The organism is Rhodococcus sp. 27YEA15 (assembly GCF_049739425.1).
Classification (GTDB): domain Bacteria; phylum Actinomycetota; class Actinomycetes; order Mycobacteriales; family Mycobacteriaceae; genus Rhodococcus_F.
Genome location: NZ_JBMHHW010000001.1, coordinates 294,183 through 314,628, shown reverse-complemented (window position 1 = coordinate 314,628; position 20,446 = coordinate 294,183). Strand labels below are relative to the sequence as shown.

General features: G+C 63.4%; 18 protein-coding genes, 1 tRNA gene and 1 riboswitch. Of the genes, 7 read left to right on the top strand and 12 right to left on the bottom strand.

Going from position 1 to position 20,446, the window contains the following annotated elements:
- Window positions 1–5: 5 nt before the first annotated feature.
- Both ABH922_RS01440 and ABH922_RS01435 read right to left on the bottom strand, forming a co-directional pair.
- Window positions 6–1,460, bottom strand: coding sequence for a sensor histidine kinase (locus ABH922_RS01440; RefSeq protein WP_424805231.1), 1,455 nt, complete (start codon window positions 1,458–1,460; stop codon window positions 6–8).
- Window positions 1,457–2,173 carry a response regulator transcription factor gene (locus tag ABH922_RS01435; RefSeq protein ID WP_424805230.1) on the bottom strand — a complete coding sequence of 239 codons (717 nt, stop codon included), beginning with the start codon at window positions 2,171–2,173 and terminating at the stop codon, window positions 1,457–1,459. Before ABH922_RS01435 ends, ABH922_RS01440 begins: the two co-directional genes overlap by 4 nt.
- 133 nt (window positions 2,174–2,306) lie before the next feature.
- Window positions 2,307–2,372: riboswitch (guanidine-III (ykkC-III) riboswitch) on the top strand.
- Between the two features lie 14 nt (window positions 2,373–2,386).
- Here ABH922_RS01435 and ABH922_RS01430 point away from each other — a divergent pair.
- Together ABH922_RS01430 and ABH922_RS01425 are read left to right on the top strand one after the other, a co-directional pair.
- On the top strand, window positions 2,387–2,701 hold the full coding sequence (locus ABH922_RS01430; protein WP_424805229.1) for a DMT family transporter: 315 nt from the start codon (window positions 2,387–2,389) through the stop codon (window positions 2,699–2,701).
- 51 nt (window positions 2,702–2,752) lie between these two features.
- Window positions 2,753–3,526: an ABC transporter gene (locus ABH922_RS01425; protein ID WP_424805228.1), complete on the top strand. Its 774-nt coding sequence runs from the start codon at window positions 2,753–2,755 to the stop codon at window positions 3,524–3,526.
- Window positions 3,527–3,597: 71 nt separating this feature from the next.
- Here ABH922_RS01425 and ABH922_RS01420 read toward each other — a convergent pair whose 3' ends face one another.
- Window positions 3,598–4,908, bottom strand: coding sequence for a lipase family protein (locus ABH922_RS01420; RefSeq protein ID WP_424809522.1), 1,311 nt, complete (start codon window positions 4,906–4,908; stop codon window positions 3,598–3,600).
- Window positions 4,909–5,096: 188 nt separating this feature from the next.
- On the opposite strand from ABH922_RS01420, the gene ABH922_RS01415 reads away from it, so the two are divergent.
- Entirely contained in the window at window positions 5,097–5,762 is a 666-nt protein-coding gene (locus tag ABH922_RS01415; protein WP_424805227.1) for a TetR/AcrR family transcriptional regulator, read from the top strand.
- A gap of 29 nt (window positions 5,763–5,791) precedes the next feature.
- Here ABH922_RS01415 and ABH922_RS01410 read toward each other — a convergent pair whose 3' ends face one another.
- Window positions 5,792–9,046, bottom strand: coding sequence for a DUF4132 domain-containing protein (locus ABH922_RS01410; RefSeq protein WP_424805226.1), 3,255 nt, complete (start codon window positions 9,044–9,046; stop codon window positions 5,792–5,794).
- A gap of 83 nt (window positions 9,047–9,129) precedes the next feature.
- Window positions 9,130–9,201, bottom strand: a tRNA-Thr gene (locus ABH922_RS01405).
- Between the two features lie 192 nt (window positions 9,202–9,393).
- Here ABH922_RS01405 and ABH922_RS01400 point away from each other — a divergent pair.
- A complete protein-coding gene (locus ABH922_RS01400) occupies window positions 9,394–10,821 on the top strand; it encodes a threonine/serine ThrE exporter family protein (RefSeq protein ID WP_424805225.1) in 1,428 nt (475 codons plus the stop codon).
- Window positions 10,822–10,890: 69 nt separating this feature from the next.
- Here the strand turns inward: ABH922_RS01400 and ABH922_RS01395 are convergent, their stop codons facing one another.
- The 5 genes from ABH922_RS01395 to ABH922_RS01375 form a co-directional block, all read right to left on the bottom strand.
- Window positions 10,891–11,139: an MbtH family protein gene (locus tag ABH922_RS01395; protein WP_424805224.1), complete on the bottom strand. Its 249-nt coding sequence runs from the start codon at window positions 11,137–11,139 to the stop codon at window positions 10,891–10,893.
- Window positions 11,136–12,482, bottom strand: coding sequence for a lysine N(6)-hydroxylase/L-ornithine N(5)-oxygenase family protein (locus ABH922_RS01390; protein WP_424805223.1), 1,347 nt, complete (start codon window positions 12,480–12,482; stop codon window positions 11,136–11,138). Before ABH922_RS01390 ends, ABH922_RS01395 begins: the two co-directional genes overlap by 4 nt.
- Before the next feature lie 173 nt (window positions 12,483–12,655).
- The gene (locus ABH922_RS01385; RefSeq protein WP_424805222.1) at window positions 12,656–13,459 is read right to left on the bottom strand and encodes an alpha/beta fold hydrolase; all 804 of its coding nucleotides are present in this window, start codon (window positions 13,457–13,459) and stop codon (window positions 12,656–12,658) included.
- Between the two features lie 169 nt (window positions 13,460–13,628).
- Window positions 13,629–15,383 carry an ABC transporter ATP-binding protein gene (locus ABH922_RS01380; RefSeq protein WP_424809521.1) on the bottom strand — a complete coding sequence of 585 codons (1,755 nt, stop codon included), beginning with the start codon at window positions 15,381–15,383 and terminating at the stop codon, window positions 13,629–13,631.
- A 26-nt stretch (window positions 15,384–15,409) separates the two neighbouring features.
- Window positions 15,410–17,161: an ABC transporter ATP-binding protein gene (locus tag ABH922_RS01375; protein ID WP_424805221.1), complete on the bottom strand. Its 1,752-nt coding sequence runs from the start codon at window positions 17,159–17,161 to the stop codon at window positions 15,410–15,412.
- Between the two features lie 156 nt (window positions 17,162–17,317).
- Here ABH922_RS01375 and ABH922_RS01370 point away from each other — a divergent pair, with 156 nt between their 5' ends.
- Window positions 17,318–17,491: a hypothetical protein gene (locus tag ABH922_RS01370; protein WP_424805220.1), complete on the top strand. Its 174-nt coding sequence runs from the start codon at window positions 17,318–17,320 to the stop codon at window positions 17,489–17,491.
- Window positions 17,492–17,586: 95 nt separating this feature from the next.
- On the top strand, window positions 17,587–19,077 hold the full coding sequence (locus ABH922_RS01365; protein ID WP_424809520.1) for an alpha,alpha-trehalose-phosphate synthase (UDP-forming): 1,491 nt from the start codon (window positions 17,587–17,589) through the stop codon (window positions 19,075–19,077).
- A 197-nt stretch (window positions 19,078–19,274) separates the two neighbouring features.
- Here the strand turns inward: ABH922_RS01365 and ABH922_RS01360 are convergent, their stop codons facing one another.
- Window positions 19,275–19,619 (bottom strand): hypothetical protein, encoded by a 345-nt coding sequence (locus ABH922_RS01360; protein ID WP_424805219.1) that lies wholly within the window; start codon window positions 19,617–19,619, stop codon window positions 19,275–19,277.
- A 170-nt stretch (window positions 19,620–19,789) separates the two neighbouring features.
- Between ABH922_RS01360 and ABH922_RS01355 the strand changes: the two genes are divergently transcribed.
- Window positions 19,790–19,945, top strand: a complete 156-nt coding sequence (locus tag ABH922_RS01355) for a hypothetical protein (protein WP_424805218.1) — start codon at window positions 19,790–19,792, stop codon at window positions 19,943–19,945.
- A gap of 100 nt (window positions 19,946–20,045) precedes the next feature.
- On the opposite strand, the gene ABH922_RS01350 is transcribed toward ABH922_RS01355, so the two are convergent.
- Window positions 20,046–20,339 carry a hypothetical protein gene (locus ABH922_RS01350; RefSeq protein WP_424805217.1) on the bottom strand — a complete coding sequence of 98 codons (294 nt, stop codon included), beginning with the start codon at window positions 20,337–20,339 and terminating at the stop codon, window positions 20,046–20,048.
- Between the last annotated feature and the right edge of the window lie 107 nt (window positions 20,340–20,446).

The window sequence follows — 20,446 nt, the reverse complement described above, 5'->3', positions numbered from 1 at the left end:
AGGTTTCAATCACCCCCCGAGTCACGGGGCAGTTCCACCCGGAACGTCGCCCCGTGGCCGGGTTCGCTTGCCACCTCGACAGTTCCGTGATGCGCCTGCACCAAGGCCGCGACGATCGACAGACCCAACCCGGCGCCACCCGTCCCACGTGTCCTGGACGTGTCGGCACGGTAGAAGCGCTCGAACACCCGGGCGAGATCACCCTCGCTCAAACCCGGACCGGTATCCGAGACCTCGATCACCGCCGAGGTTGGCGTCGTTCCGAGGCGAACCGTCACCGTCGCCTCCGGTGGGGTGTGCTTGATCGCGTTGCCCACGAGATTGGCCACCACCTGACGCAGCCTTGCTTCGTCACCGTCCACCTCGGCAGTACCCGGCCCACCGGTCATCTCGAGGCTTATCACCCGCTCCGGCGCTATCGCTCTTCCGGCATGAACCGAATCTGCCACGACTGCAAGCAAATCCACCGGTTTATCTTCGAGAGGGCGTTGCTCGTCGAGCCTGGCCAGCATCAACAAGTCCTCGACCAGAAGCCCCATTCTCGACGCCTCGCCCTCGATCCTGCTCATGAGAGTCGCGGTATCGGTCATCGCGCCCTGTCGATACAGTTCGGAAAAACCGCGAATCGTGGTGAGCGGCGTGCGTAGTTCATGGCTGGCGTCGGCGACGAATCGCCGCATCTTCTCCTCGGATCGGCGCGCCGACTCCTCCGACGCCTCGGTGGAGGCGAACGCGTGTTGGATCTGTGTCAGCATCCCGTTGAGGGCCAAGGACAATCGCCCGACCTCGGTGCTGTTCTCCCGCTCGGGAACACGTCTGTGCAGATCACCGGCAGCGATCGCAGCAGCCGTCTCCTCCACCTCCACCAGCGGCCGCAGACTACGGCGAACCACAAAATACGCGCCGCCCCCGAGCACCACGAGGATGACCACACCGATTCCGAATTGCAACCCGATCAAGTCGTCGACGGTTTGCTCGTTGTCCGTCAGACGTATGCCGATCGTGGTGGTCGCGCCGTCCCGCACGATGGTGAGCAGGCGCCAATCGACGCCCGAATCGTCGGTCGATCCGACTGTGATCGGCCCCTGGGTGGCATCCCTCGACACATCTGGTTCGGTGGTCGAATCCGGTTGATCGTTCAAGATGATGACTCGACCGTCCGCGGTCGTGGTCTGCACGTAGAACGGGCTGGGGGGACGCGTGCCCGGCCCCACGTCGCTGGGCGGCTGCAGATCCCGCGTCCGGGGCTTCGCCCACCCCTCGACCGCCTCGTACAGTGAACGATCGGTCCGCTGGGTCAGCGAATTTTCCAGCGCCGAGGTCACCGCAAGGCCCGACGCCAACAGTCCCACCGCCGCCAACACCAGCAACGCTGCTACCAACGTGATCCGCAGCGGAAGCGCCCGCGGACGAAATCGACGTCTCGTCGCGGGCACCGGATGGTCCGATGTATCAGTCATGTTCGGGGTTCACGCATGACATAGCCGACCCCGCGCAGTGTGTGGATCAACGGCTTCGCTCCCGTGTCGACCTTGCGTCGCAGATAGGAGACATAGGACTCGACTACACCGACTTCGCCGCCGAAATCGTAGTTCCAGACGTGATCGAGAATGCGCGGCTTGCTGAGCACCGTCCCGGCATTGACCATGAAGTACCGCAACAAGGTGAACTCGGTCGGCGACAGTGACACCGGCTCACCTTGTTTCCAGACTTCGCGGGTGTCGTCGTCGAGTTCGATGTCGGCGAAGGTGATCCGTGGCGACTGTTCCGGGGCGGAACCCTTTCCCGCTCGACGCAGGATGACCCGCAGCCTGGTCACCACTTCTTCCAGGCTGAACGGCTTGGTCACGTAGTCGTCGGCTCCCAACGTGAGACCGGTGATCTTGTCCTCGAGACCGTCCTTTGCCGTCAGGAACAGCACCGGCGCATCAACGGCATCCGCGCGCAAACGACGGAGCAATCCGAAACCGTCCATTCCCGGCATCATCACATCGAGAATGATCGCGTCCGGCCGAAAGGTTCGCGCGACGTCCAAGCCCTGCGCGCCCGTCGAAGCAGTAGCGACTTCGAACCCCTGAAAACGCAAACTCACCGACAGCAACTCGACGATGGTGGGTTCGTCGTCGACGACGAGGATGCGCGCTTCCGGTGTCTTTGTGCTCACGAAACCCATCTTCTCCTCTCCGAGTCAATTTGCACTGTGGGTTCACTGCGAGGTTCCTGTGAATGCGGTACAGACCGGCCGCCGAGGTGGTGGCCAAAGCCACCACCTCGAAGTTCGCCGCCCTGACCTGGCAGTTGATAAGCTGACGCCGTCGACGATGACATCCGGACGAGCGCACCGTACCCGGCCAGCGACAAGACGGTGCCTTGGGAGCTGTTCGTCATGGCATGGATCGTGCTTGTTATTTCCGGTTTGTTCGAAGCTGTCTGGGCTACCGCACTCGGTAAGTCCGAAGGATTCACCAAGCTGTCCCCCACCATCGTGTTCGGCGTCGGCCTCGTCATCAGCATGGCCGGCCTCGCCTACGCGATGCGCACCCTCCCCATCGGTACCGCATACGCGGTCTGGGTTGGCATCGGCGCAACACTGACCGTCGGTTACGCGATGCTCACCGGCACCGAGTCAGCATCACTGGTGAAGATCCTGCTGATCCTGGGAATCGTCGGCTGTGTGGTCGGACTGAAGGTCCTGCACTGACACGAACTCGCTCCAGGTGAGTAATTGTGTGTCCAAGGTTACAGTTACCGCATGAAACTCCTGGACGCGCTCACCTTCCCGCTCCGCGCGGGCATCGCAGCCACGGAAATAAGCCTGGGAATCGCCGAGGTGGCGATGACTACGCTGCGCCTCGCCGTCGGCAATCCCGGCGCCGTGGCCTCCGGCGCCGCGTCCTTGACCAATCCACAAGGACCGCTGCAGATGTTCCAGCAGCTCTCCGCCCTGACCGCCGAGGACCGACCCATCGGGCAAGCCCTGGCGCCCGGTGGGCCGCTCGATCGCCTACTTGCACCCGGCGGTCCGGTGGACACACTGACCGCCCCCGGTGGACCACTCGAACGACTACTCGCACCGGGTGGGCCGCTCGATCGCGTACTTTCCGAAAACGGGGCATTGGAACGGCTTCTCGCGCCACACGGACTGCTCGATCGAATGATGGCCGACGACGGCCCCCTCGAGCGACTGACCGCGTCCGACGGCGCAGTCGAGCGATTGACCGCCAAGGGTGGCGTCATCGATCGGGCGCTGGCGGACAACGGAATTCTCGAAACCCTGTTGGCCGAGAACGGCGCTTTCGAAAGACTGATCGCCGAAGGCGGACCACTCGATCAGATAGTGGCCCTCTCGGAAACGCTGACCTCACTCGCGCCGAATCTCGAACGCATGAGCGTGAGCATCGAGATCCTGCAGGAAACCGTCGGAATACTCAGCAACGCAGTAGGTCCACTCGGTGAACTTGTGGGCCGACTTCCCGCACGTTGGCTCAAACGCGGCGACCGGCACGGGCTCGATCCAGCACAATGATTCGCCGGTAGCTACGCCGAAGCCTCCTACCGCTTCGAGTGAACGGCAGGAGGCTTCGAGATCGAATGCGATCAGGTACCAGGGAATCCCTCGGGTAGAGGCGAGAACTCGGCATTGAAGGACGGTCCCGGCGGCAAGCCTCTGAGCAGAGCGCTGGTCCAGGCAACAGCCGGCGGGAAGTCCGCGACAGAGTTGACGACGTGCTCGGGCAACGGCACCGTGAAGAATCTGAGATCCGCACCGCGTTCGAAGTACGAGTGAACAGTCGGCATCACCGTGGACGGCGGAATCACCTCATCCCAGAAACCGTGCCACCACAAGAGCGGGATATCGGGAATGTTCTTGCCCAAGCTGTTGTCCTGGAGCACCTTTCGAGCACCAGGCGCCGTATCCAACGATTTACCCGGCTGGTAGTACTCGCTGAGCGGACGGAATGCCCCGGTCGCGGCGGCGGTGTACAGGCAGCGACTACCCATGTCGGCGACAATCGCTTGGCCCTCCTCGGTCAAGAGCTCCTTCGGATTGAACTCGTCCGGATACTCGCGCGCCAGCCCGGCCATACCGAGCCACATCGTGAAATTGCCCGCACCGGCGAATCCGGGTTGGCGCGCGGTCCCGAATTCGGCGAGCGCCAGCAGATCAGCAGCCAATCCGCCGCCGGCCGCACCCAGAATTTCGACGTCGGGAGCGTACGTCGCACGAAGCTCCGCCGCACGCATCGTGGCCGTCCCACCGCCCGAGAATCCGTAGATCGCGATCCCCGAATCCGCAAGACCCAGCGTCGTGTCGTTCTTCATCGCGCGCAAACTGTCGAGCACCATGTACCCCTCGTCCACGGTGGCGAAAGTATTGAACTTGCCGTCGAAATCGGGCACGTTGACCGCGAATCCCTGTGCCAGCCAGCCCATGATGATCGGGATTTCCTTCATGGTTCCGACCTGCAAGGTGTGCGACGGGTTGCACGACGAATCAGTGGCGTCGATGGCTTCCTGATACGACAGCACCGGACGCGGACTGCCGGTCCAGGGCACGCCTGGAACAAGCACGGTGGTGGCCGTCACTATCGGACCGCCGTGAGCGTTCGTCGTCCGGTACAGCAACTGCTTGGTGTAGACCGGGAACGGGATGCCGACCAAACGAGTCTGGACCTCTCTCGTTCGCACGATCTGCCCAGGGGCATACGAGGCGACATCGGCCGGATCGTCATACCAGGGATCGTTGTCCGGTGCCGGTATCGGCAGCAGATCGTAAATCTGTGGCTCCGAAGGCAATTGCGGCAGCTGGTTCTGATCGAGCGGAAATGACGGCGGAAAGGCCGGATCGGCTACTGCCTGCCCGCCCGTTGCGACAACGACCACCAGCGCCCCCGCGCAATACAACATATTTCGAATAACCGATCTCAACGCCGCTCCTCAACAACTCGTGGCCCCCACCGGGCGAAGACGGCGAAGCTCGAATGAGCTCCGACCGTGATCGGAGTCAATATAAGCCCGCCGACGGCAATCTGACAAGACAGATTTTCAGATAGGGGTGATACTTGGCTGCGAGAGCTTCTCGGTACGGTGGATGGGTGCCCGCAGAGCAGACAACCTTCGCAACAACGACTTCCGCCCGCGTGTACGGCGGCAAATCAGCCGGAGAACGTACATCCGAACGAGTGGATCGACTACTCACCGCTGCCCTGGAGTTGTTCGGAACGCACGGGTACGCCGCAACGTCGATCGAACAGTTGTGTACCCGCGCATCGGTGTCGACTCGCAGCTTCTACCAGGATGTCGGCGGCCGCGCAGCACTACTGCAGGCCCTCGTCGCCAGGCTCAACGATGCCGGTGCACTCGCCGCCGGACGGGCCTTGACCGAAAAGCCCGATGCGCCGGTCATCGACCGAATATCGTTGGCGATCCGGGCATACCTCGCCGAGACGTGTGCTACCCGGCAGTGCGCTCGCGTCTGTTATGTGGAAGTCGTCGGGGTGAGTTCGGAGATCGAACAGTGGCGTCACAGCGTTCGAGAAAATATCGTCGTGATGTTCGACACCGAAGGCAGTCTTGCGGTCGAGCGCAACGAACTGGAACCCCGCAACTTCCGACTGCTGATTCTTGCTGTCATCGGTGCGGCCAACATCCTCGCCCAGGAATGGGCCATGTCCACCCCGAACGAGCGCGGAGACGACCGCGGCTTCGACCCCTTCATCGACGAGATCGTGCAGATCGCATCTGCCGCACTCAAGCACTGAAACACCGGCCGTACCCACGGCCCGCGACGTCAGGAGATACCCTGCAGATCCGCTTCGTCTCCACGGATTTGCTCGACGTCGACGGTGGACAGATCACGAGCCAACTCCGACGCGTCGATCGGCGAGAGCGCGGCGCCGGTGTGGAACACGTGCACGATCTTCTGCTCGGCCCACATCGCCGCTCGCGCCGCGTTGAATCCGGGGAACACCATGATCACTGCTTTACCGTCGCCGATGTGTTTCTCCAGCGCGATCTGAGCGCCTTTGTCCTGCGCCTCCTCCCGCTCCCATCCACGACGTCCGAGAGCGAGCAACTGATCCGTCGAAGCCTTGAATCCTTCCAACGCCGACATTTTCGAGGCGACGTCGGCCACGTCGAACACTTCCCTGTTCAACTGAGCGAACGGCTGTTCCAGACCTATGTCGTCGAAGACGTCCCGCCACGTCTGCAGTTCGGCACCCATCGTCACCGGGTGCGCGATGGTGACGATGTCGGCATCACCGAGAGCAAAGTCCTCCGCTCTCGATCCCACCGGCGACCGAAGGTCCGAGAAACGGAAGTATCGGCCGCCCTCGGTGGCCCAGACGAGTCGTCCCGTGAGGTACCACGCCAGTGGATGCCCGACCAGATATCGCTGTACCCGCGCGAACGTCCATCGTCGTTGCGACACCATCGCCTGTTCGAACCGACCGATCAACTCGCCTCGAGCCGACTCGAGATCGCGACGTAATATCTTGTAACGCTTGTACTCTTCGTGTGCCACTTCCGGATCTTCCGGGCCCGGCCGTGGTAGTCGCGCGCGGGCCTTTTCCTGGCCTTCACGGACAGCGATACGCAAGGTCGAGTCCAACGACAGCACGAAGGACCTGTCGCCGTAGTCGAATGTCGTGGTCCCGTCGTCGTCGAGTCCCAAATCCGGGATCAACCGATCGGCCAGATCGAGGGGTGACAGATCGAGTTCGTCTGCGATCTTGCCGATGTTCGCATCTGCCTTCGCGCGCAATGCGGGAAAGCGAAGCCCTTGCGAGATCGACCAGAGGCACCCCAGAGCTGCGTCGGTGCCGATCATCGCAAGTACTGCAAGACCATTCGATGCCCGACGATGCGCGGACTCGAGCGGCCACCGCCGCACGAAAGGTGTCAGACGCCGCGCGGTGTCGTCGTCACCGACGATCCCCAACGCGTCGAGAGACCAGCGCTGGGCGTCGGGAAATCCGGCGTTCGACCAACGTTCGAAGATCTGCCATGCGAATACCGCAAGATCACCTGGTTCGATCAAAGTCCTGATCACGTCGATTCCCGCATACACCTCGTCCATGCGTGAGAGCGCGAACATCGTGCACACGTGCTGCACCGCACTTCGAGGAAGGACGGTGCCACTATCACGCAGCGCGATGGTCGGCAACAGAGCCGGGTCGAGCCATTCCGGTAGTGTCGGAATCTTTTTCGGCAGCTGAACTAGCGGGTCGGCATCGACAATGGTGACGACCGACGACTCGACAGCCGACCCGTGTTCCCGAGCCGCGGCAATCAAGGATTCACGATGGCTTCGCCGAGCCAGAGCGTGCAGCGTCTTCTGTGCCGACGTACGTTCTGGGCCCCGATCACCCACTGCCGCAACGACGATGTCGTGCGCCGCCGACTCGATATGGCGGTCGAACCACTCGACAGCGACGGGGCGTATCGACTTCGAATCGATCCGTGCGAGCATCCAAGCGGCGACCTCGCTGCCACCGATGGGCAACAACGCCCGCGCAGTATGGATCGGACTGCTCTTCACCGTTCGCAGAACGTAGTCTGCCGCCTCGGCGTCGAGGCGCCCGAGTATGCGGCACAGGTCCGCCTCTGCTCCGTACAGATATCGCGGTACCGCTGCAGTTGCCACCACCGAAGTGAGCACTTCGTCAGGGGCAAAAGATATCTCGTGGATCGAGTACGTGTCGTCGCCGCCGATGATACCGTCGACGACGCTCGGCCATGTCCGGCTACCCAGGTACCGGTCGTGTGGCTGATCGACACCGGACCACGCTTCGCGCTCACCCGGTCGCCATGCAGTGAACAACGGGCGACGCCGGACCCCGACGTCAAGCACCGGAACCTCGGCACGCTCTCGACGCATTGCCCAAGGCGGGTTCACCAACAGTGCCGGAACATCCTCGTTCGCAGCCTGCGGTACCTCCTCGACAGCCGCTCCCCCAGCGAACTCCGGGTGCAACCGGTGTAGATCGCGCACGAACGCAGCAGCCTTGGGACCTACCGAAGGCAGCAGTCGACGGGCCCGCTCAGGCGCATGTTCGATCGCCCCGATGATCGCCGGGTCCACGTACTTGCGACCGATACGAGCAGCCAGTTCCACAAAACCGGCATCGGTGTCGAATTCCGCCAGAATCGCCGCACATCGCTTCTTGTTCTGCGCCGAGAGGTTGCCGTCGAAGAATTCTCCGATCAGGCGTTCCACGCCCGGTCCGACATTCGCGCACATGGCGTACACGAAGTTCATGCGGATCCCGGCCTCCCAGATGGCATGCTCACGCGACTTACTCAGCGCCAGTACACGTTCGGCATCCACGAGCGAATCGATGCATGAGAGTAACGCCAGCCCGACATATCTGTTGTCCGCGTCCAATCGACTTGCTCGCTCGAGGTCTTCGGTCACCCAACGCTTTTCGGTGGGAAGAAGGAAGGACACGGCGATATCGCGAGTGTAGAGCGAACCGCGATACCGGCCGAGTGTCGCCACGGCGGCAGCGTACTCGGAATCGGAGAGAGCAGCCAACGCCGATCGCACTCGACTATGTGCATCCACGACACCGAAGTTCGAGACATCGCGGTCGAGACGATCGGTTACCGCGTAGTCGACATCCACGCCTGCCTGTCGCACATTTCGATACCGCAGGCGCATCCCGGCAGCCAGCACCATCATCTCGGCCGCGAACAGTTCCCCGAACTCGGCGATCACGTAGTCGACAAACGGTACCCGCATCGGATATCCCTGAAAAGCGGTCGTAATCGTCCACACCACGGCACCACCGAGCGCTGTGACGGAATCCCCGGTTCTTCGACCGGCAACAAAGGCTCGGGCCTCGTCTGCCCACGGCGTCGGGGAATCCGGATGCTCGAGCGTCTGCTGCAATCGAGCCGCGGATCGCGTGATCAGATCGTCGACGACATTCACCTTGGACGCTCGGCCTTTCGACTTCGGCGTCGGCGTCCGGCCGTGCACGGCCTCGCCGCGCCGCCACCACGACACCGGAACCATCCACGTCGACTTCTCTGCGCTCACACCCTCACAGTAAGGCGACGAGCCGACAATCGACCCGAAACAGTCACGGCCCCGACCACAGGTGGTCGGGGCCGTGACTGGAGAGCCTCCTGTCAGGATTGAACTGACGACCTTTCGCTTACAAGGCGAGTGCTCTACCACTGAGCTAAGGAGGCGAAAGCCCGCCACGTTGCCGTGACGATCTTTGCGGAGCCATCATATCCAAGCCGCCACGGTGGCCGCGCCCGGGTGGCATTCGATAGCGTGGCGGGATGAGCAACGCACTCGTCGCCATCCCCGTGCGGCCCCCGGACAGCACCACCAAGTCCGGCCGTCCGGACGGAGTCGGCGCGTAGTCCGCCGAATCCATGGCCAAATTCACCGAAGCGCTCAACCGGTTGACGGGGCATCGCCAAGCTACCGTCGACACCGTCACCTCGGCGCCCGCGCCACTACAACCCATCGACCTCACCGACGATGCCGTCGTTGCCGAAGTACTCGACCTGTCGGTGCGGGTAGGCGAAGTTCTTCTCGCCTCCGGCACCGCCGCCATGGACACCGCCGAACAGGTCCAGTTCATCGCGGCCACGTACGGACTCGCCCAGTGCGACGTCGACGTCACCTACAACTCCATCGTGCTGTCCGCCTATCGCGGCCCGACACGACCGCCCGCGAGCACCATGCGGATCGTGCACTACCGGTCCATGGACTTCACTCGTCTGGCTGCGGTGGACCGCCTGACCCGCCGGATACGCCGCGACGCGATCACGCCCGGCCAGGCACACGAAGCCCTCACCGCCATCACCACGGCACCACACCCGTACAACCGTTGGACGGCAACGCTGGCCTGGGCGGGGATGGCTGCGTCGGTGTCGGTTCTGCTCGGCGGCGGCCTCCTGGTCGCCACCGTGGCATTTCTGACGACGATGGTGATCGACCGGGTCAACCGTGTCCTCAACCGCTTCGGTCTACCGTTCTTCTTCCAGCAGGTAGTGGGCGGCATGATCGCAGCAGCCCCGGCCGCGACGCTGTACACGTTCCAGGAGCAACTGGGAATCACCATCCGGCCGTCGCTGGTCATCGCGGCCGGGGTGGTGGTTCTGCTCTCCGGACTGTCGTTGGTGGGTTCGGTCCAGGACGCCATCATGGGTGCACCCATCACCGCGGCTGCCCGATTCTTCGAAGTGCTGATGATGACCGGTGGAATCATCGCAGGCGTCGCGATCTCGCTGCGGATGACGGGAATGTTGGGTTCGACGCTGCCACCGATCAACGTCGAGGCCTCGCTGATCACGAAGCTTCCGATACTCATGCTCTCCGGCGCGTGTGCATCCGTGTTCTACGCGCTCGCCTGCTACGCGGAACGGCGCGCTCTGACTGCCGCGTTCCTCGGTGGTGCCGCCGGTAGTGGTGTGTCGATCTTCGTACAGACACTCGACGTGGGACCCGTCATCGCGGCGGCCATCGCCGCCACTGTCGTCGGTCTGGCCGGCGGCCTGATGGCCCGCCGCGCTCTGACCCCGCCGTTGGTCGTCGCGGTCGCAGGCATCACCCCATTGCTGCCGGGACTCTCCCTGTACCGCGGCCTGTACGCGCTCCTCAACGATCAGGTTCTCATGGGATTGACCGCGTTGTTGTCCGCATTCGGTATCGGCTGTGCCTTGGCGGCGGGAGTCACGCTCGGGGAATGGATAGCCCGAACCCTACGACGACCACGCATTCTGATGCGAGTGGATTCTCTGCGCAGGCCGACGGTTCGCAGGCGCCGACGCCGCGCTCCGGCCACCGACGTCTGATCGCCTGAAACGAACGACGGGTCGCGCACCGTGCGGTGCGCGACCCGTCGTCGACAGGAGTGAAAACTGCTAGCTCTCGACTGCGTGCCTACCGGCGGCAGCCTGGTCGGCCTCCATGGCCTCCCGCAAGCTCTTGGGGCGCATGTCGGTCCAGTTCTTCTCGACGTATTCGAGGCACGCTGCGCGGCTCTCTTCGCCGAACACGACCCGCCACCCTGCGGGCACCTCGGAGAACGTGGGCCACAGCGAATGCTGATCCTCGTCGTTCACCAGCACGTAGAAGCGGCCGTCTTCGTCATCGAAAGGGTTAGTGCTCATCTCGCCTCACTTTTTACGTACGTTTCTTGTGCGCTCACACTAGCAAGCACGCCGTGTTTTCCTCGGTGGGCGAGAACCGACGCCATGATCTCCCCCGCCCGCACTGCCACATTCGACAGTAGGGACGACGTCAACCCGTGCGTATGTTCGGTCCCACCCTGTAGATAGATACCCCCCACCGAATCTTGCGTTACAGCCAACCGGTAGTCACGCCCCACCTCGGGCTGTTGCTCCCCGTCTCCGACGATGTCCCCCAACATCGTGTGCAGTGGGGCGGGCGTGAAACCCGTCGCAAGGATCAGTGCGTCGCAAGACAACATATCAGTGAGGCCGTCGAGTCGGCTTCGAACCGACAGTTCGATCCCGGTGTCCGTCTCCACGGCACTGGTGATCTCCGACGCCCTGCGCATGAACAGACGCCGCGAACCTCGCACCATCTCCTGGTACTCGGTGGCGTACAGCCGGTTGATCAGTTCGATGTCGACGACCGAATAGTTGGTGCTGCGATGCAGGTCCAGGAGGCGACGGCGCTCGTCCGAAGCCGCGCCGTGCAATTCGTCCACAGCTTCGGGGTCGAAAATTCGGTTCGCGTACGGGCTGTCGTCGGCAGGACTGTACCCGTATCGGGCGAAAACGCTGTGCACCTCGGCGTCGGGGTAGTTCGTGTGCAGATATTCGACGATTTCCGCGGCGCTCTGTCCGGCACCGAGCACCACGAAACGGTTGTGGACGGGCTCGGGCATCGACTCGAGATGAAAGAGGAACCTGTGGTTGTGGAAGCAACGCGTCGACGGTGTAGCCCAATCGGGGATCTGCTCGTTGAGCCCGGCGCCGATCACGACGTTCCGAGCGATCACCGACGTGCCGTCGGCAGCACGAACCTCGAATCGATCGACGACGCCGTCGGCGGTACGCACTGCGGTGACAGTGTCGATTCGTGTGCCGAAACGGACGTCCGCGTCGACCCGCCGCGCCGCCCATCCCAGGTAGTCGTTGAATTCGTGCCGAGTGGGAAAGAAGGTCTGGTGATTGACGAAATCGACGAGCCTGCCCTGTTCGAACAGGTACGAGAAGAAGCTGTATCCACTCTGCGGATTGCGGAACGTGACCAAGTCCTTGGGAAAGGCGATCTGCATGGTGGCGCCGTCGAGGAGCATTCCGGGATGCCAGGCGAACTCGGCCTGCCCCTCGAAGAACCGGGCGTTGACCCGATCCACGGCCGCGCAATTGGCATTGTGCTCTTCGATGGCAATGGCCAAGGCGAGGTTCGCCGGGCCGAAACCGACGCCGACCAAGTCGAGCACGGTATTTTCGGCTCCGGCATCCGTAGGTGCTTCACTCATTGCAGTCAGTCCATCCCCGACGACGCGGCCAAGTCGAGCCGTTCGTCGATGCGCGAATCGGGATAGCAAAGGCTACCCTTAATCAGGGTACGGTACCAACCGGTCCTTCACGTGATCCAGTGCAATCCGGACCCGCTGATTGCGAGATAGGTCACAGGGAAGTGTTGTCTTGCTCACGCCTCGAGGAAGTCCAGGAGAACCGCGTTGACCGCTTCGGGCCGCTCCAGGTACCCGTAGTGCCCGGCATCGGCGATCTCCTTGTACGACGCCGTGACGATGCACTGCGCCAACTCACGCGACAGATACGGCGGGATCATCCGGTCGTCGGCAAACGCCACCGACAAGCACGGCCGCGTGATCGACCGATATTCACGACGCCGGTCGAAAGCCCGGTCCATCCCCAACTGGGCGCGCACCCCGGGAGCCGTCGTGCCGCCGCTGAACTCGAAGATGTCCAGCCAGTCCCGTGCAGTGTTCTCCTCACGCAGAGTGGCGGGTGACAGGTTCATCACCGCGGTCACGGCAGCGCGATACTTGGCAGGCAACACGACACCGTCGTCCACCAGTTGACGCTCCCCCTCGGTGAGGGTCTGCTGGAATCGATCCATGCGCGCGTGACCGGCCAAGAACACCGCCTTACGGACCAGATCCGGCCGCGACAACGTGAGTTCCTGTGCCACTCGCGCACCCATGGACGTACCGATCACGTAAGCCGGGCCACCGCCGAGAAGCTCGATCAGCCCTGCGGTGTCGGCCACCATGTCCGGCATCGTGATTCCGGAGGTGCTCTCGCCGGACGGCGCGATCCCACGGTTGTCGAACGTGCACACGCGGTATCCGGCCGCGAGCAATGCCGGGGTCTGGTGCAGATCCCAGACCCGCCCCGGGCTTCCGGTTCCCATGATGAGCACCACCAGATCCCCGTCACCTTTGACCTGGTAGCTGATCGGGATCCCGTTGATAGTGGCGACCGTCATCGTCAGTCTTCCTCCTGGTGCATGTCGTCGTGATTGATCTCGTCAACGGCGTGTCGCCGGCAGCAGCCGGACTGCCCACCTCGATTCACGCCTGCGCCACCGTACCGTGCCCGCCCGACCACCTCGGACGGTCGTGCGGGCACCTACGGCCGGACGACGCGATCGTCCGTCAGTCGCGACTTTCCCACGCCGCCCACAGCTGTGCGTACCGTCCGCCCGCCGCTACCAATTCCCGATGCGGACCCTGCTCGACTATCTGCCCGTGCTCGAGAACGACCACTCGATCCGCGCCGGCGGCCTGCGTGAGTCGATGCGCGACGATCAACGTGGTTCGCCCCGCCGTCGCGGCGTCCGCGGTGGCCTCGAGGTCTCGGGCACCGGCGCTTCCGGCCTCTGCAGTCGCCTCGTCCAGCACGGCTACAGCAGGATCGGCGAGTACCAGTCGAGCCAAGGCCAGCTGCTGAGCCTGTGCAGCCGTCACTTGGTGCCCGCCCTCGCCGACGACGGTATCCACGCCGTTCTCGAGTGCGTCCACCCAACCGCGCGCTCCGACAGTCTCGAGAGCAGCCGCCACGACCGCATCCGTAGCCTGTGGTGCGGCCAGGCGCAGATCTTCGATCAAGGGCCCCGCGAACACGTGCACTTCCTGGCTGACGATGGCGACATGCCGACGCAGATCGGTCAAGCCCGTCACCGGCACTCCGCCCACCGACACCGTTCCCGAGGTCGGCTCGATCGAACCTGCGGCAATAGCCGCGACCGTCGTCTTGCCTGCTCCGGTCGACCCCACCAGCGCGACCCGCTCCCCGGGTCGCAGCGTCAAGGACACACCGTGCACGACCTCGTGTCCACCTTCGTAGCTGTGACGGATGTCGTGAAGTTCCAGCGACGAATCAGCGGGCACGGAACCGCCGGTCGGTACCGCATTCGGCGCCGGAATTTCGACCACACCTACCAGGCGCGCCAGGCTGGCACCGGCCGACTGCACTTCGTCGAAGGTGTACAGCAGCGAACCGATCGGGTTGAACAGTCGATGGAACAGCAGTGCCGCCGCGGTGGTCTGGCCCACCGTCGCGAGGTCCTCACGGACCAGCACGAAGCCGACCACGAGGATCACCGACAGACCTACGAACTCTGCCCGATTGCCACGCCCGGCGAATCTGGTGAACAGCCCGAATACTCCCAATGCGAGGTCGCGTGCCTTCGCGGATGCATCGTCGATCCGGCCGAGATGCTGACTTTCGAGCCCGTACGCGCGAACGGTCCGCGCTCCTTGCACGCTACTGATCAACGCCTGAGACCTGGCGCCCATCGCTACCCGCTCAGCTGCGTAGATCGGCGCCGACCTGGGTAGATACCACTTCAAGGCCAAGGCGTACATGGGCAATGCGACCATGCCGGCCAACCCGAGACGCCAGTCCAGCCCGAGCATCGCCACCATGCTCAGAATCACCAGCAGTAACGCGCCGACGAGCGTAGGCACCACATCGGTCACCGCCTTCGCGATCACCGACACGTCGTCGCCGACGCGTGAGAGCAAGTCGCCCTTGCCCACTTTCTCGACGGTACCGATCGGCAAACGCAGTGCCCGGTCGACGGTTCGTTCGCGCAGATCAGCGAGCAGAGTCTCGCCCAGACGTTTGATCAGGTACGACGCCAGGCCGGTGAACACACCACCGATCACGGCGGCGGAGGCGATCACCGCGACGACACCGACGATCGTCGATGTCGGCGCCCCGTCTCGAACACGGTCCACCAGAATGCCGAACACATAGATCGGTACCACCGCCATCGCGGATGCCAGCGCCGCCACCAGGAGCACGCCGAACGCTTCGACTTTTCGTCGAGCCAGGGCTGTTCGCAACCATCGCCACGTCTGCCGCCCGTCAGCGATGGGGAGAAGTTCCTGGCCGGCCTTGGCCATGTCGGCCTCGGCCGAGTCCGTCGTCGTCACCGCAGTACCGCTTCCCTGTAGTTCGCATCGCTGTGAGCAAGCTCGGCGTGGGTGCCGATCGCCGCCACGACGCCGTCTTCGAGCACGATCACGCGATCGGTGACGGCCAGCAGCGCCGGGCTGCTCGTGATCAAAATGGTGGTGTGCGTTACCCGGTGCCCGTGCCGCACCTTCGCGATACCTGCCGCAATAGAGGCCTCGGTCACCGCGTCCACCGCGGTGGTCGGGTCGTGCAGCACCAGTACGGGCGACTTCGCCAGCAGTGCTCGCGCGAGTGCCACTCGTTGACGTTGGCCTCCGGACAGGCTCGCTCCCCGATCGGTGACCTCGAGGTCGAGTCCTTGCGGGTGGGCGTCGACGACGTCGACGGTGGACGAGGCCACCAGCACGTCGTCCACGTCGCCGACAGACACGTCGTCGGCTCCTGCCGTGATGTTCGAGCCGAGGGATCCGCCGAAGAGATCGGTGACGTGCGGCTCTACGAGCATGGTGCGGCGGGCCAGGAGAAGATCGATCTCGGTCAGTCCTATTCCGCCGATGCGTACCGTTCCTCGGTACGCGTCCCTGGCAAGCTGACCGGACAGAACCGCCGAGAGCGCTTCTGCGTCCTGTGGCGCATACGCCACGACACCGAGTAGTTCACCGGCAGGCACCGTCATGGTCACGCCATCGAGGGAACGATATGCGACGGCGTCGAGGGTCAGGTCGCTGTCGGTGAGGACGGTGTCCGTGCCGGCATCGAGGACCGGATCGGCGTCCAACACCAGCGCCAACCGGTCGGCCGATGCCCGCGCCAGCGCCAACGTTCCGGGAACGGTCGCCAACATACCCAGCGGCTCGACGAAGAACTGGGCCAGACCTATCACCGTGATGAGTTCACCGACGGTGATTCGCCCTTGCAGGGCGAAGTACCCAGCCCACCCCGCCACGCCGACGGCCAACAGCGCGCTGATCGTCGACGACACGCCGTTGTAGACGCCACTGGCCCTGGCTGTTCTGACGGTCGCGGTCAGTGCCTGACGACTGACCGTGCGGTATCGTTCCGACGCCGCGTCCTCTGCGCCGATTCCGCGAAGTGGGCGCAATCCGCTGACGAGGTCGGTTGCCATCGCGGCAGCCCGCGCTATCGATTCCTGCTGACCGGTGGCGCGCGAGGTGATCAGGGGCGCGGCAAACTGCAGCAAACCGAGAATGACCGGGGTGCCGATCAATACGGCCAGACCCAATCCGATGTCTATCCACAGCAATGCCGCTGCGGTCGCCACTGTCGCCGTCAAAGCCGCTGCGGCGCGAGGAACCACGTCTGCGATCCACGCGGCTCGTTCGGCATCGGACGTCGAAACGGTCAACAGTTCGCCCGAACGCAGATCGGTTCGCACCCCGCGCGGGTCGAGAACGCGGTGCGCCACTTCGAGTCGGAGCAGGTGTCCTTCCTGCTGCATCGCTCGCACGATGAACCGGGCACCCATGCGCCAGGCGAAGGTGAGCACCACGAACAGCAACGCGAGTCCGGCGATCGCGACGATCAGCACAGCGACATCGGACGTTTCGACGGCTCGATCGATGATCACACCGATCGAGATCGGTACCGCGGTCTCGGCCAGCTGGTGCAAGGACACCAATAGCGTCCCGAAGATCAACAATTTGCGGTTTCGAACCAGTATGCGGCGCAGAATCGCCGCACCACCGGGTTTGCGAGTTCGGGAATCACCCGTGACCGCGGACACGTCGACAGAGGTCGAGCTCATGGAACTCCAAGCAGCGAGAGGAAGGATACAGTGGAAATCACAGGTAAGTAAGTCGACCCTAATGCATGCGCAACTAGCGTCGGTGCGCCCAGTTCTCATAGAGTCGCAGGTAAGAATCATTGCTTGCGACGTGCAGGCAAGCACGAGAGGAACATGATGGCTGAGAACACGACCGTCGAAACGGATATCGCGGACGAAGACATCGAGCCGCTGGCGGACGAGACCGCCCGTCAGGCGCAGCGTGTCGTCGCCGCGTACGCGGAAGATGCCGACGAGTGCAGAATGCTGCTCTCGATGCTCGGAATCGGGCCCACCGCCAAGCTCGACTGACGCTTTACCCACCACACCCAGAAATTGAGAACGGAGCCTCGTGCCTGTCAGTCCGGATTCGACCAGTTCAGACCGTAACGACAGCACCCGCGCTTCTGCCGAGAACACCGAGGTCTCGGGCCAGGCCGAGTTTCGTCGTCGTCGCGAATCGCCTTCCCGTGGACCTCGAACGGCTTCCGGACGGCACGACCCGTTGGAAGCGCAGCCCGGGGGGCCTCGTCACGGCGCTCGAGCCGATTCTGCGCAGCAACCAGGGAGCCTGGGTGGGGTGGGCCGGAGTAGCCGACGCCGATCTGGACCCGATCGTCGAGGACGGCCTGGAGTTGTATCCGGTGCCGCTCAGCGCCGACGAGATCAACGAATACTACGAAGGCTTCTCCAACGCCACGTTGTGGCCGCTGTATCACGACGTCATCGTGAAGCCGGAGTATCACCGTGAGTGGTGGAACGCGTATGTGACGGTGAATCGGCGCTTCGCGGAGGCGACCTCGAAAGCTGCAGCACACGGTGCCACCGTCTGGATTCAGGACTACCAACTGCAGTTGGTACCGAAAATGCTTCGGATGCTCCGGCCGGATCTGACCATCGGGTTCTTCCTCCACATTCCGTTCCCGCCGGTCGAGCTGTTCATGCAGATGCCGTGGCGAACGGAGATCGTCGAGGGTTTACTCGGTGCGGATCTCATCGGTTTTCATCTTCCGGGCGGGGCACAGAACTTTCTGTACCTGGCTCGGCGTCTCGCCGGGCAGCAGACCTCACGCGGCAATGTCGGGGTCCGCTCCAAGCTGGGCGTCGTTCAGGTCGGTTTTCGCAGCGTACGTGTCGGCGCCTTTCCGATCTCCATCGATTCCGGAGAGCTCGACGAGCAGTCCCGTACCAAGGCGATCCGCGATCGTGCGAAGGAGATCCGCAAGGAGCTGGGAAATCCCAAGCACATCATGCTCGGCGTGGACCGGCTCGACTACACCAAAGGCATCGACGTCAGGCTTGCCGCACTGCACGAGCTGCTCATGGAGAAGCGGATCGATCCGGCCGAGACGGTGATGGTGCAGTTGGCCACGCCGAGTCGCGAACGGGTCGAAAGTTACGTGCAGATGCGCGGCGACATCGAGCAGATGGTCTCCCGTATCAACGGTGAGTTCAGCGAGGTCGGTCGTCCCGTCGTCCACTACATTCATCGACCCATTCCGCGTGAGCAGTTGATCGGGTTCTTCGTGGCCGCCGACGTCATGCTCGTCACTCCGTTGCGCGACGGCATGAATTTGGTGGCCAAGGAGTACGTGGCGTGCCGCAGTGATCTGGGTGGTGCGCTCCTGCTCAGCGAGTTCACCGGCGCCGCAGCGGAACTCCGGCAGGCATTTCTGTGCAATCCCCACGATCTCGACGACGTCAAGGATTCGATGGAGAAGGCTCTCAACCAGCCCAAGGAGGACGGCCGGCGCCATATGCGGGCGCTACGTCGTCAAGTGCTCACGCATGACGTGGATCGCTGGGCACGCTCGTTCCTCGATGCACTCGCCCATGAAGGCGCTGCCGGTCCGGCGCTGATGGCCCCGGCCGAGGACGACGGCGACCGGACCACGTAGGTCGGTCGGGGTGGCAACACCCGAGTCGGGATCGTCCAATACGTCTCCGAGCCGAAAGGTTTGGACGTTGTCGACCAGCACACCGTCGGCTGCAGGTCCTACAGCAACGCGTTCGCCTCGGCGGCTGCATCCGGTCCTTTCTCGACGACGGCCCACAGGTTGGGACCTTCGATACGACGCTGGTCGGTATCTCCAGATCACTTGCGCACGAACGGATTGCGTCGTTGCTGACGATCTGGGTGCCGAGCAGCGATCCGGCTTGTCCGACGAGCGTCGTGGTGGCATCGGAGTTGTCGTTCGCCTCCTCGACGAACAATCACGGCAGCGTCGATCAGCTTCAGCAGATCGGGGCCGGCGCCGTCGAATGCCGTGAACGACTCGTCGACGACGGTCTTCGGTTTGATGTCGGAGCTGGACTTGCGGACCACATTCGGGAGAACCCAGGCACGATCCACACACGTCACGTCATGGAGAACACGGAAATACTCTTCACCGTGGGCGGTTCGATCGAATATCTCCTCGATGACGACACGCTCCAACATCGTGGACGTGCGGGGTTTCGTCCGTGATGTACGCCGAGTTCTGTACAACGGACGGGCTGGAATTGAACAACCGGATCGTCTACTGACATTCGATGGTCGATCGTCAGATGTGACCACCGACAACCCCCGGACCATCACCACTGCAAACTTTCTTCCGGCAAAATCGGGGTATGAAGAACCCGAATCTCTCTCCGTCTCGCATCCTCGCGGTGGTAGTCGCCGCTGTCCTCGTCATATTCGTCATCGCGCGCCGACGTGACGACGGCGTGCTCAGCCGCGGCGAGTGGCTGGCGGACAAGGTCGGCGCGGACGATCTTGCCGGCTGACGAATACGGCGAAACGATTCCCGAACCCTCGACCGGAAATTCTGTCGAGGGCCCGGGAGCTGACAGACCATCCGAAATCGCTCGGCGAGAGCCGAACGCATCAGTCGATGCCGTTGAGGCAGTGCTCGTCTGACACAGCGCTCGTCGGGAACGCCGACGACGAGTACGTCGAGCACCTCCGGATGTGATTAATCGACGCGCTGCCATCCATCCTCCTGCCGCCACCCGACGCCTTTGGACAGTCCGGTGGCGGCGCGGTATGGAGCATGGAGCGGTCGTCGGGGCTGCGCTCACCGAAGTTGTATTCGGGTGAGCCCGACGTCCAGGCAAACTCGTATTCGATTCCGCCGACTGTCGAGTAGTCGGGATCGGAGCCGCCCTCCTCGACTGTCACCGTACGTACCAGGGGCGTCTCGGGGAGAGTCCCGCCTAGGGCACGACAGCCTTCGCGAGCGCCGACGCGAAAGAGGGCGACGCGCTTACGCCGAGAAACGCCCCGCA